We start from the raw sequence: 13,098 nt of genomic DNA, 5'->3' as shown, positions 1-13,098 counted from the left end.
GGTTTAGTAATTAATGAATAGCCATCCCTGTTGTGGGGCCTTACCTTGTCCGAGTTCAATGACATAGAGGTAGGACCCAGCGGGCAGTTTATCGGATTTGCCTTCAAAGGTGCCGTTCCAGTCGCCACGATAGTTGATCTTGGAGAACACTTGATGTCCCCATCGGTTATAGACCGAAACTTTGGCATTGGGATAGTTGTCTAGCCCAGGGATTACCCAGAAGTCGTTTACCCCATCGCCGTTGGGCGTAAAGGCCTCGGCCGGTTTTAGGCTGGGTTCCTTTTGTAAGGGGAAATCGTCCAAACTATCTGCCACACCATCGTTATCATCGTCGTTGTCTACGCTATCGGGTTGTCCGTCCTTGTCGGTATCCAAGGGGTTACTGTCGGGATCTTTGGAATCGGTACCATGGGTAATTTCGATTTCATCGGAATAGCCATCGTTATCGTCGTCGGCATCGGCATTATCACCGGTTCCATCACCATCGGTGTCGAGATGTTCGTTGGGATCCAATGGGAAGGCATCCTCAGCATCCGGAACCCCATCGTTGTCATCGTCGGTATCTACGTTATCCCCTACATTATCCCCATCGGTGTCGGTATCGGTAGTACCATCGTTATCGTCGTCCGTATCGGCATTATCACCGGTTCCGTCATTGTCAGCGTCGGCATCTTCAGAGGCATCCAGAGGGAAGGCATCGTCGCTGTCCGGCGTACCATCGTTATCATCATCGGTATCGGCATTGTCACCGGTTCCATCGCCATCGGTATCGGTATCTTCTTGGTCATCCTTCGGGAAGGCATCTTCGCTATCCGGGGTACCGTCGTTATCATCATCGTTATCGGCATTGTCACCGGTGCCATCGCCATCGGTATCAGTATCCTCCTGATCATCCTTCGGGAAGGCATCCTCGCTATCCGATGTGCCATCGTTATCGTCGTCGGTATCGGCATTGTCGCCAGTACCATCGCCATCGGTATCGGTATCTTCTTGATCATCCTTCGGGAAGGCATCCTCGCTATCCGATGTACCATCGTTATCGTCGTCGGTATCGGCATTGTCGCCGGTTCCATCGCCATCGGTATCGGTATCCTCCTGATCATCCTTCGGGAAGGCATCCTCGCTATCCGATGTACCATCGTTATCGTCGTCGGAATCGGCATTATCGCCAGTTCCATCACCATCGGTATCGGTATCTTCTTGGTCATCCTTCGGGAAGGCATCATCTACATCGGGAGTACCGTCATTATCGTCATCGGTATCGGCATTATCACCGGTTCCATCGCCATCGGTATCGGTATCTTCTTGGTCATCCTTAGGGAAGGCATCATCTACATCGGGAGTACCGTCGTTATCATCATCGGTATCGGCATTGTCGCCGGTACCATCACCATCGGTGTCGGTATCTTCTTGGTCGTCCTTCGGGAAGGCATCGTCCTCATCGGGAGTGCCGTCATCATCGTCATCTGTATCGGCATTATCGCCTGTACCATCGCCATCGGTATCGGTATCCTCTTGGTCATCCTTAGGGAAGGCATCATCTATATCGGGAGTACCGTCATTATCGTCATCTGTATCGGCATTGTCGCCTGTACCATCACCATCGGTATCGGTATCTTCTTGATCATCCTTCGGGAAGGCATCGTCCTCATCGGGAGTGCCGTCATCATCGTCATCTGTATCGGCATTATCGCCTGTACCATCGCCATCGGTATCGGTATCCTCTTGGTCATCCTTCGGGAAGGCATCTTCGCTATCCGGCGTACCGTCATTATCGTCATCGGTATCGGCATTGTCGCCTGTACCATCGCCATCGGTATCGGTATCTTCTTGGTCGTCCTTCGGGAAGGCATCCTCGCTATCCGGGGTACCGTCATCATCGTCATCGGTATCGGCATTGTCGCCTGTACCATCGCCATCGGTATCGGTATCTTCTTGGTCATCCTTCGGGAAGGCATCGTCTACATCTGGAGTTCCGTCGTTATCGTCATCGGTATCGGCATTGTCGCCGGTGCCATCGCCATCGGTATCGGTATCCTCTTGGTCATCCTTCGGGAAGGCATCGTCTACATCTGGAGTTCCGTCGTTATCGTCATCGGTATCGGCATTGTCGCCTGTACCATCGCCATCGGTATCGGTATCCTCTTGGTCATCCTTCGGGAAGGCATCGTCTACATCTGGAGTACCGTCATCATCGTCATCGGTATCGGCATTGTCTCCGGTACCATCACCATCGGTATCGGTATCCTCTTGGTCATCCTTCGGGAAAGCATCGTCTACATCGGGGGTACCATCGTTATCATCATCGGTATCGGCATTGTCACCGGTTCCATCGCCATCGGTATCGGTATCCTCTTGGTCATCCTTCGGGAAGGCATCGTCTACATCTGGGGTACCGTCATCATCGTCATCGGTATCGGCATTGTCGCCTGTACCATCACCATCGGTATCGGTATCTTCTTGGTCATCCTTCGGGAAAGCATCGTCTACATCTGGAGTACCGTCATCATCGTCATCGGTATCGGCATTATCGCCTGTACCATCGCCATCGGTATCGGTATCCTCTTGGTCATCCTTCGGGAAGGCATCGTCTACATCGGGGGTACCGTCATCATCGTCATCGGTATCGGTAGTGTCTGGATCGCCATCACCATCAGTATCTTCCAATATATTAATGGTCATGGTATAGGTAGCGGTGCTTTCGCCGTCGACTTGGTCGATAACCTTAAAGGTAAAGCTGGTTAGGGCCGCTCCAAAGGCATCGGTGGCAGGCACGTATCTAAGGTTGGCTAGATTGGTTACAACGGCACCATTGCCCAAGGTATTGGTATCGGTTAGGTTTCCGCTATCGGGGATACTTACGATGCGTATACCTTTTAATGTATCGCCAGGATCTACATCGGTAAAGTTGAACGGAGAACTACCTACGGTAAAGGTGATGTTCTCAATCGCATCAAAAGAGGCATCGGCCCCTGTTGGCAGATCGTTTAATGGGTTTATGGTAAGGCTTACCGTTGCGTTTGAAGAAAAGCTGTTGGCATCTTCAAAGTTATAGGTAAAACTATCGGAAAGGGTTTCCGAGTCATCGTGTTCATAACTAAAGGTACCATCGTTGTTAAAGGTGAAATTAGCTGCATTAGATGGGTTGCTTACCAAATGATAAACTAAGGTGTCTCCATCGGGTTCTACATCGTTGGTAGCCACATTTTCGTTCAAGCTAGCACCTTCGTCTACACTAAAAGTATCGTCGTTACTTACCGGTGGATCATCTACGGCTTCGATGGAAACGGTTATCTGGGCCTGGGCACTACTGCCTGCTTGTTCTATTCTATATGTAATGGTATCTGTGCCGTTTTCGTTGGCATTGGGGGTATAAACAACCTCGTTACTTCCATTTACAATAGCGTTACCTTTGGAGCCTTGGCTTACAATACTCACTGTGGGTGTACCACTGGTATCATAGGCATCGTTGAAAAGTACGTTGACTGGTGCCGTAACCGTGTCTTCATTAGTTAAGACAAGGTCGTCTTCGGCACCTAAAATCAGGGTTACGTTAAAAGGGCCGAAAGAAGATGTTTTTACATTTCCTGCTATATCCCTTCCTTGTATATGGATATATTGTCCGTTACCCCCGGATCTGAAAGCGTATGTTGGGTTGCTGGTATTGTTCCAAGAGCTCCATTCGCCCGAATCGTTGGCGGCTGGTGAACTATTAGCACTCAAATGATAGCGATGCACGTCGAATCCACTTCCTCCAAAGTTGTCTTTAACCGTTATTTGAATGTCATCGTTGGTAGTTACGCTGCCATCGGCCGGCAAAGCGGTAATGGTTGGGGGCGTAGGATCGTGGTTGATCGTTAAGGTTCTAGTATAAGGATCCGACCAGATACCGGTATTTGTCCGAACCCGTAACTGGACCAAGTAATCGGCACTTTCCGTATTTTGACCAGAGAAATCGGTCATGGCTGTGGCCCCGGTATAAATTTGGGTTTCGATTAAATCGCCATTATTGTCTACGGTTTGTTTGGTAACGGTCCATTCGGTTTGGTCAATGGTTCTACCATAGGGATCGTATGAGTTGTCTATTATGGAAGCGGTCATACTGTCGCCCGTATAGGTTTTCATTTCATCGGGTTGCATGGTAAATTGAGCCACGGGAAGATCTGAACCGGTTGGTGCAGCGCCCGTTTTTTCGACAAAAATAGAATAGGGGGCACTCCAAACACCTTGATGATCCTGTACTTCCAACATAACCAAATACTCTCCATTTGGTGCACTGGCGTAGTTAAAAGCCCCCGTATTCCAATTGTTTTCTGAATTGGCATCGACTTGTTTCCATTTCCAAACCGATTGGGCAATACCATTGTTTGCTCCTCCGTCTAAATCGAAGGACTCATTGGTTATGGCTCCTGTACCGGCATTAAACGTAAAGCGCGCCATAGGTCTTCTGTGAAAGAACAGCTTGGTCGGTGTGGTTGGCTGGTCTTGAAAACTAAAGGTGTATTCCCCCGGTTTTTCGTACAAAGTGGGAACATCTTCCAAGTATTGGTCGTGCCAAGATACTTTGCCGGCATCGTTGGGGAAGAAGCTTTCATTGTGATCGATTTTCCAGCGCCCATTCGGATAACTTGCGTTTGCCGTATTGGTTTTCATTTCTGGCGGGGTAACATTGATCTCAACCGAGGTGCCTGCGATAAAATAGTCTCCGGCGGTTACGGTACCGGTTTGATACTGGCTGGCTATGTACTGGGCCAAGGCATTGATCCATGACGAATAATTGTCTTGGCTTCGATTTACAAAGGTTCCCTTATTGTTGTTCTGAGATACAAAACGTTCGAACTGGGCCTGATTGGTATTGGTACCCCAGCCAATGTAGTGAATGTCTTCGTTGATCGTACGGGTCAAAATTTCCGAAAGATCCGTGTCATTGTTAAAATCTGCTACTTCAAGATCATCTAGATTTACGTTAAATCGCATGGCACTATTACGCCATTGCGGTTCTTGAAGTACGTTTTTAAAAGCTCTTAGCTTTCTTTTTTCAATAGCAATATTTTGGAAATAGGCACCAGATTGCTCATGAACATAAAAACCATAACTTCCAGAATCATGGGTGGTATCGGTAATATTGAACACTTCAATCCAATCGGTTCCGGCATCGCCACCACCACCTTTTCTGGAAATTTTTATGGTGTCATCGTTCATTTCAATTTTAAAGTCGATAACCTGACCGTCGTAATAGGCTGCGAACATATCGCCACGGTTGCCATCCCAACCGTAAGGGGCCGTGCCGCTTCTAGTACTATTGGTGTTAACGGCCATGATGGTTTTTACCCCATTCTCGACCTTAATAATGGCTTCGGCTGGGTAGCCATCGCCATTGGCATAGTTTTGAAGGTTTCCACAGTACGTATGGTTGTCTATGATATACGCATAGAAATTATCATTGTCTTTTTTACGGAAAATAAACCCCACCTCGGCATGTTGTCCTGGAGCCCCGTTAAGTCCGAAAGTCGATGAAATAATACCATTGGAGATGTTTCCGGTTGGGTCGTACATGGCTACGCCATAAACACTTCCCCTCCGACTAACATAATCTGCTGATACTTGGTTGGTGTTGGAATCAAAGGAAAAGAAATCCCCGGTATAATTTCCACTATTTCGAGCGCGATTCGGAGGTTCGGTACCATCAAAATCCATTTTGTTCCAACTGTTGAATATATCGCTGGCATCTGCTTGATCAGAAGAGATGGTGGTTCTTTCAAAGGCTTCTACCCTTAGCTTCCCTAAAGGAATACCTTGGTTATTTAATGCGGTTTCAAGGTCGTCTTCAAAAGTGAGAAGGCTAACGTTGGCTGTTCCTACGGTAACCATAACATCAATATTAGGGCCTTGGGTAACCGTCATGTTTACCTGGCCTAATACGGTTGCATATGAAAACAGAAATATTAGAATTCCTAATAAGCTGATTTTTCTATTCATGGTGATTAGTTTAAAATGGAATTGACCGTAGATTTTGATCTAGAAGTAGGGCCAAAGATAAAGTTGTCTGATACCATATCGTTGCACTGGGTAGAAAGCCCTACATCGAAGGCACCGATATTACTTAAAGGACTAATTAAAGCCTGGAGAGGGTGGGTTAGGTTGGCTGAACAGTGGTATATCAGTAATTTAAATGGCGCAGTTTGGTAGGCACCTTCTAACATAGCCATTTCAGGTTCGGCCTCTAAACTTGTCTTGTTGTACCGGTTTTGACCTAAAATCAATTCTTGCCCTTGTATTTTGGCAAACAGATGGATTTGTTCTGTATTCGGGTTTTGATAAAGATACTCTCTCAAAAGAGTCCAACCATTTTGGTCAGAAGCCACCAAAAGTATTTTTGCATCTTCTGGCAATTTGCTTAGAATTTGATCTTTGTTTTCTAAGGATTGTTCAATAAGAATCAAATCCGATGATTGGGCGTGAATAACGCTAAAGGATAAAAACGAAAAAAGAAAAAATAAAATTTTCCCTTTTTTCAAATAGGGAGATAGCATAGGGAACTGTTTTTTAAAAGAAACAATAATTTGATTACTTGGTTTGGTATATAATTCTTCCTGCCGGGCGGGAGGCCGCCGGTTCGCTAAAAGCCCATTCCTGCTGAGGTTTCGACGGGTTGGTTGGCGTCGAAACCCCTTGGGAACGGTACTACAAAAAAAGCTTGATCTAAAAATCCACGAAAAGGTTTGGTTGTGCGTCTTACCCAGTCCGGATGTTACGAAGACGAATTAACATCATAGGGGGTTTCCCCTCAAAAGTATGTTGCCTAACACTAACTATTGTGTATAAAAACCATATAATTTGATGTGTAATTATAAGGAAGCCGACCAAGCAGTCTTTTCTTTTTATCGAAAAATATAATAGCTCATAAAAGCTAATCGTAGCCTATGGATTTATGAAGAATTCCATATGTCCCCATGGTTTTAATCTTTTGGTAATATCCATTGGATTTTTGTAATCTATCTTTCCGACCACCAAACTTTTTTCTAATGAAAACTATACGACTAAAATGGTGCTGCCTTGCTTTCATGGGTATTCTTTATCTAGGAACTGCGCAGCGTACCACAGGTTTCTCATTTGCATTTTTGACCGATATCCATCTACAACCCGAACGTGGTGCCCAAAAAGCGTTTAAAAAGGCCATTGATAGTATAAACGCCCTAGAAATAGATATGGTGGTTACCGGGGGTGACTTGGTTTATGATGTATTACGGGGCGATTCGGTGCGTTCCAATCAACTCTTTCAAGATTACCTAAAAATGTCAGAACAGATCCAGGTACCCGTAAAGAACACCATTGGCAACCATGAATTGTATGGCATTTATCCCGAAAGCGATGTGTCCGAAGATCATCCCGATTATTATTACGGTCTGTACGAACGTTATATGGGGCCAACCTACCATAGTTTTGACCATAAAGGCTGGCGTTTTATTTCCGTAAACTCGATAATGAAAGGTAATGGTAAGTATATAGGCAAGGTAGATGATAAGCAATTTGAATGGCTGGCCCAATTGGCTCTAAAAACTCCACATGATATGTCTTTGGTTTTGGTAACCCATATTCCCTTTTTAACGACCCACCCGCAGCGCTATGGGCGCGGGGTGCCCACTACCCCTAATAATTTATGGATTGAAAATGGACAGGCCGTCTTGCGTTTGTTCGAGAAACATAATTTGCGATTGGTACTTCAAGGGCATTTGCATTGGATCGAAGACATTGAACTACACGGCAAAACCCGTTTCTTGACCGGTGGGTCTTTGGCAGGCCGGCCTAGTTGGCGTAGAGGATCCCGAAAGAATAATGGGATACATTATGACGAGGAAGGCTTTATGGTCGTTCATATCTCGGGGGAAGAAATTGACTGGGAGTACATTGATATAGGTTGGGAGGCCCAGCTAGATGAGTGACTAAGACAGCCATCTGCCTAAAAAAGCGTACATTTCCCTTATGAACCTTAGGGCAGTGTATAAAGGTATTTGCTTGGCCGGGCTTATGTGGGCCACGGGATGCCATTATTTTGTATCAAAGGAAAAACGGGTCCATGAACAAGTAGTGGCCGAATTGTTGCGTTTAAATCTAGATTCGGTAGATCAATATCCACTTTTTGAAGCCTGTGATGAATTGGCCCCAAAAACCGAACAAAAAGTCTGTTTTGAGCAAACTTTATTGGCACATCTTTCAGAATCCTTCTCCCATTATGAGTTTTTGGTAACCGAAAACGTACATGATACCCTTACCGTAATATTTAAAGTAGATTCCGTAGGAACGGTCTCCTTACTAAAGTTGGAAACCAATGCACGTATTACCGATGAGGTGCCTGAATTCGACGGAATTGTAGAACAGAGTCTTAAGGTATTACCCAGAATTCAACCCGCTATTAAAAAAGGAATACCGGTAAGTGCCAAGTTCAGCTTACCTTTGGTGGTGAATACGAGGCAGCATGGCAGCAATGAATGAAAAGATTATAATGGGAATTGATCCGGGAACCACCATAATGGGTTTTGGGATTATAAAGGTATCCGGCCAAAACTTGGAGTTTTTGCAAATGAACGAGTTGCTACTTCAGAAATACAAAGACCCCTATACCAAGCTTAAGCTCATTTTTGAGCGCACCATAGAGCTGATTGATACCTATCATCCGGATGAGATTGCCATTGAGGCCCCATTTTTTGGAAAAAACGTGCAGTCTATGCTTAAATTGGGAAGGGCACAGGGGGTTGCTATGGCAGCCGGACTCTCTAAACAGGTGCCTATAACCGAATATATGCCCAAAAAGATCAAAATGGCCATTACCGGTAATGGTAATGCCAGTAAGGAACAAGTAGCCAAAATGCTTCAGAATCTATTGCAACTGAAAACCTTGCCCAAAAACCTCGATGCCACCGACGGTTTGGCTGCGGCCGTTTGCCATTTCTACAACCAAGGTAGGGTAGAGGTAGGCAAAAATTATTCGGGTTGGGCCGCTTTTGTAAAGCAGAATGGCGATAGAATAGGTTAGGTCATTCGATTTCAATCGAGGTGAGCGGTCGCTTAGTCAAAGATTATTATTTACTTAGGGGTTAAATAGCTATCATATACACTATTTTTTAGGTTAGTATGTGAAGATTTACTTGAACGGGAATCTGGGCTTATTACTGGTTTTATTGACTTCAATATGGCCGTTGTCTATTATTTGTCTATCGCAAAAATGTGACTTCTCTGCTTAGGCTCAGTACATTTGGGTGTTGTTGACAAGAACCTATGCCGGCCTTTGTCCGTGAAAACGGAATGCAAAACTAGAACCTATAAACCCGTGTAAAATGAAAATGTTCCTCGGCCTGGTTATTGCCTTAGGCTATTGCCATTTTTGCCAAGCCCAAGAAACTTTTGCCTATACATCTGTTGAAAATGTAAAACCGTCTACCACCGAAGTCGTGGTAAAAAACCAATCCTATTTGACGGCTGTTAGAGGCAGTATGTTACCTCTTAGTATTCGTAAATTTAGAAGAACTGTAGCGGATTTTGATATCCGGACCCATGAGGTTTGGGAAGATTCAGAAAAGCCAAAAGAAGGCGTACAAGTGCCACATCTAACCTATTCCGTTCTTCTGGAAGAAGGGGGGCATAAAGTTATGGCTACTTACGATAACCAAGGAAATGTTGTTAAAAGTGCGGAAAGGTATAAGGGAGTCAACATACCGAAATCGCTTCGTAAACAATTGGCTACCGAATACCCTGGCTGGGCTTTTACCTCTAGCCAATGTGAGATAGATTATATTCAAGGAAAAGGAAATATGATTCGTTTTAAGATCGGAATGGAAAAAGATGGTAAGCAAAAACAGAAACGTCTTCGATTCGATTCCGAAGCTTTGGCCTATCTAACCAACCATTAAAAATGTCCTTGCTATTGGCTATCCCTTTTGCTTACACAACAAGGTAGAGGGATAGCTTACGTTAGTAAGTTAGTTTCAATTATCTTAGCAAAACCGGTGATCGTGAGGGGTCGCCGGTTTTTTATTTGTATCCGGTTCCCTTAATTTTGCAGGGAAAAACAGATAAAATGGCGGGCATTTATATCCACATTCCCTTTTGTAAGCAAGCCTGTCATTATTGCGATTTCCATTTTTCAACCTCGCTAAAACATAAGTCCCGCTTGTTAGGGGCACTACAAGTAGAGCTTCGCCTTCGTAGCGCTGAACTGAAAGGTGAGGCCGTGCAAAGTCTATATTTCGGAGGAGGTACGCCTTCTATCTTAGAGATTTGGGAGTTAAGGGCTTTAATGGATGTAGTCAATGAGCATTATACTTTGAGTGACAGCCCAGAGATTACCGTAGAGGCCAATCCCGATGATTTGAGTTTGGAAAAACTGGAAAATCTAAAACAAATCGGGGTCAATCGTTTAAGTATTGGGGTACAATCGTTTTTTGGGCAAGACCTAAAACTAATGAACCGTGCCCATAATGCTGTGGAAGCCGAGCAATGCCTGAGCTATGCTACCCAACTCTTCGATAATATTACCTTGGATCTTATTTATGGCATGCCCCAAATGGATGCCGAACGTTGGCTGGCCAATATAGAAAAAGCCCTTTCCTTTAACGTTCCCCATATTTCGGCATATGCCCTTACGGTAGAGCCGCAAACTGCCCTGGCCCGTTTTATAGATAAAGGTAAAATGGCACCCCTCAATGAGGCGGCGGCGGAAAAGCATTATCGTATACTCCGAAAAGTATTGTTACAGGCCGGATTCGAAAATTACGAGTTCTCCAATTTTGGAAAACCGGGCTATCATTCCAAAGCCAATACAGGCTATTGGACGGGAAAACCTTATTTGGGTATTGGGCCTTCGGCACATTCCTACAACGGCAAACACCGATCTTGGAATGTGGCCCACAATATAAAGTATTGTCAGGCCATTGAACAAGGGCAATTGCCCAGTGAAACCGAAATACTGACCCCTATCGATCGCTTTAATGAAAAGATTATGGTCGGTCTGCGATTGGCCCAAGGTATTTCTTTGGCAGAGATTACTGATGAGTTTGGGACAGGGACTACACAAAGACTTTTGGAAGACAGCAAAAAACCAATCCAATCCGGACTTTTAGAAGAGGTCAATGGCCGATTACGGGTTACCGACCAAGGAAGGTTCTTGACCGATGGTATCGCCAGCGATCTTTTTAGCGTACATTTGGATTAAAAACACCATGTTAGCTACCCTAGTACTTGGCGGTAAAAAATGTCAGATCGATTTGTCGAAACCCATGGATATTTCCATTCCCCTTAGGCATGGCGAAGGCAACCCTACGGCTTGGTACCAAGCACCGCCAACGATTAAACCCAACCAGACCGATGGATATGTGGGTAGTGTAGCCCAAGGTGGGACGGTTAACTTTAACGATATTACTTTTAATCCGCATGCCCATGGTACCCATACCGAATGTCTTGGGCATATTACCGAAGAGGTTTTCTCGGTAAACCAATGTCTTCAACGCTATTTCTTCAAGGGGTTGTTAGTTACCGTAGCACCGGAAAAACAAGGCGATGATTGGGTGATATCCAAAGAACAGTTACGTTATGTGTTGGGTCGTAAAAAACCTGAGGCCCTAATTATAAGAACGCTACCCAATACCAACGACAAACTAAGCCAACAGTATTCACATAGCAATCCGCCCTATATTTTAGAAGAGGCCATGACTTATTTGGTACAACAAGGTATTCAGCATCTCTTGGTAGACCTTCCCTCGGTAGATAAAGAAAAAGATGGGGGCGCCCTTTTGGCCCATAAGGCCTTTTGGCAAATACATGAAGCGCCCAGAAAACATGCCACTTTAACCGAACTGGTCTTTGTACCCAATACCATTTCCGATGGTACGTATGTACTTAACCTGCAAGTGGCGCCTTTTGAAAACGACGCTAGTCCGAGTAGGCCGGTAATGTATGGTTTTGAGTAGCTTTTCTTGACTACCGACCTCGTAATCGTTATAAGTTTAACATTTTGGATGTAAGGTAGTTTCGTTTATTTCGTTTATTATTGTGTAGATAAATGTGATTCATACTATGGAAACCACTAATTATATTACGAAACCATCAAAGGACGAACAAAAGATAGCCATAGCATCTTACGATGCATTAGCTGCTGTAATTAAACAATTGAGTGGTGAAAATGACCATCCGGAAATCGAGATTGAGGAAACACAGGAGCGTATTAAAATACCGTTTACCGCATTAAAGCTTCTTGGCGATATCTTGGAAGCCATGGGTAAAGGCGTTCCTTTTTCCATGGTGCCCATTGCCACGGAGGTTACCACCCAAAAGGCGGCTGAAATTTTAGGTTGTTCCCGACCTCATCTGGTTAAATTATTGGAGACTGGTAAAATCGATTTTGTTAAGGTAGGAAAGCATAGAAGGATTAAGTTAGATGATGTTTTAAGGTTTAAGGCTGAAATGAAAAAGGCCCAAAAACGGCATATCATAGATATAATGAAAGCCGACGGGGAACGTAACTTATATGATTCATAGTGTTCGTTTTATCTGTGTTCTAGATACCAATGTCATTTATCCATTGGAAATACGGGATTTACTTTTTTGGTTGGCATATTATGATTTGTATACGCCTAAATGGAGTGAACATATTTTTGATGAGTGGGTAGCGGTAATGCGAAGAAAAGGAGTCGATGATCATGAGATTGTTAAAAGAACCAATCGTGCAAATTTGGCTTTTCCCGATGCCCTTGTTACAAATTACGGAGGTTTAATTGAAACCCTTTCGCTTCCAGACCCTAAAGACCGTCATGTTTTGGCCGCTGCCATAAAAACCAATGCCAATGTAATAGTAACCGAGAATATTAAAGATTTCCCTGAATCGTATTTGGCCTCATTTGGTCTAAAGGCAAAAAGGGCAGATGATTTTCTGACTGACATTATCGATTTAAATCCGGGACAGGCAATAAAGGCTTTTCGGGAAATGGTCTTATATAGGAGAAATCCTGACCTTGATGTGTATGAGGTATTATCAATCCTGAGGAAAAGAAACCTTAATAATACGGCGAACTTTCTACATGCATTACTGTAGTGAAAAAATAACCA

Annotated in this window: 10 protein-coding genes; 8 read left to right on the top strand and 2 right to left on the bottom strand. The window is 44.5% G+C overall.

The annotated features are described in order from the left end of the window. Positions 1-3: 3 nt before the first annotated feature. A complete protein-coding gene (locus tag B7P33_RS08995; protein ID WP_097441639.1) occupies positions 4-5,979 on the bottom strand; it encodes a T9SS type B sorting domain-containing protein in 5,976 nt (1,991 codons plus the stop codon). 5 nt (positions 5,980-5,984) lie between these two features. Continuing rightward, positions 5,985-6,533 carry a DUF4347 domain-containing protein gene (locus B7P33_RS08990; protein WP_097441638.1) on the bottom strand — a complete coding sequence of 183 codons (549 nt, stop codon included), beginning with the start codon at positions 6,531-6,533 and terminating at the stop codon, positions 5,985-5,987. A 492-nt stretch (positions 6,534-7,025) separates the two neighbouring features. Between B7P33_RS08990 and B7P33_RS08985 the strand changes: the two genes are divergently transcribed. From B7P33_RS08985 to B7P33_RS08950, 8 genes are all read left to right on the top strand, one after another. After that, on the top strand, positions 7,026-7,943 hold the full coding sequence (locus tag B7P33_RS08985; RefSeq protein ID WP_097441637.1) for a metallophosphoesterase family protein: 918 nt from the start codon (positions 7,026-7,028) through the stop codon (positions 7,941-7,943). A 40-nt stretch (positions 7,944-7,983) separates the two neighbouring features. Next, positions 7,984-8,493: a hypothetical protein gene (locus B7P33_RS08980; RefSeq protein ID WP_097441636.1), complete on the top strand. Its 510-nt coding sequence runs from the start codon at positions 7,984-7,986 to the stop codon at positions 8,491-8,493. After that, positions 8,486-9,034: a crossover junction endodeoxyribonuclease RuvC gene (gene ruvC, locus B7P33_RS08975; RefSeq protein WP_097441635.1), complete on the top strand. Its 549-nt coding sequence runs from the start codon at positions 8,486-8,488 to the stop codon at positions 9,032-9,034. The genes B7P33_RS08980 and ruvC overlap by 8 nt, the downstream gene beginning before the upstream one ends. A 301-nt stretch (positions 9,035-9,335) precedes the next feature. Next, the gene (locus B7P33_RS08970) at positions 9,336-9,908 is read left to right on the top strand and encodes a hypothetical protein (protein WP_097441634.1); all 573 of its coding nucleotides are present in this window, start codon (positions 9,336-9,338) and stop codon (positions 9,906-9,908) included. 167 nt (positions 9,909-10,075) lie between these two features. Beyond that, positions 10,076-11,209 carry a radical SAM family heme chaperone HemW gene (hemW, locus tag B7P33_RS08965; protein ID WP_097442291.1) on the top strand — a complete coding sequence of 378 codons (1,134 nt, stop codon included), beginning with the start codon at positions 10,076-10,078 and terminating at the stop codon, positions 11,207-11,209. Positions 11,210-11,216: 7 nt separating this feature from the next. Next, positions 11,217-11,963, top strand: a complete 747-nt coding sequence (locus B7P33_RS08960) for a cyclase family protein (RefSeq protein ID WP_097441633.1) — start codon at positions 11,217-11,219, stop codon at positions 11,961-11,963. A gap of 106 nt (positions 11,964-12,069) precedes the next feature. Next, complete coding sequence (locus B7P33_RS08955) at positions 12,070-12,531, top strand: helix-turn-helix domain-containing protein (RefSeq protein ID WP_097441632.1); 462 nt, start codon at positions 12,070-12,072, stop codon at positions 12,529-12,531. Then, entirely contained in the window at positions 12,521-13,084 is a 564-nt protein-coding gene (locus B7P33_RS08950; protein ID WP_097441631.1) for a PIN domain-containing protein, read from the top strand. Before B7P33_RS08955 ends, B7P33_RS08950 begins: the two co-directional genes overlap by 11 nt. Positions 13,085-13,098: the final 14 nt, after the last annotated feature.

Origin of the sequence: Sediminicola luteus, from assembly GCF_002514735.1 — a bacterium.
Classification (GTDB): Bacteria; Bacteroidota; Bacteroidia; order Flavobacteriales; family Flavobacteriaceae; genus HQA918.
Note: the sequence above shows the minus strand (reverse complement) of the source record. Positions and strands in the feature narration are given on the sequence as shown.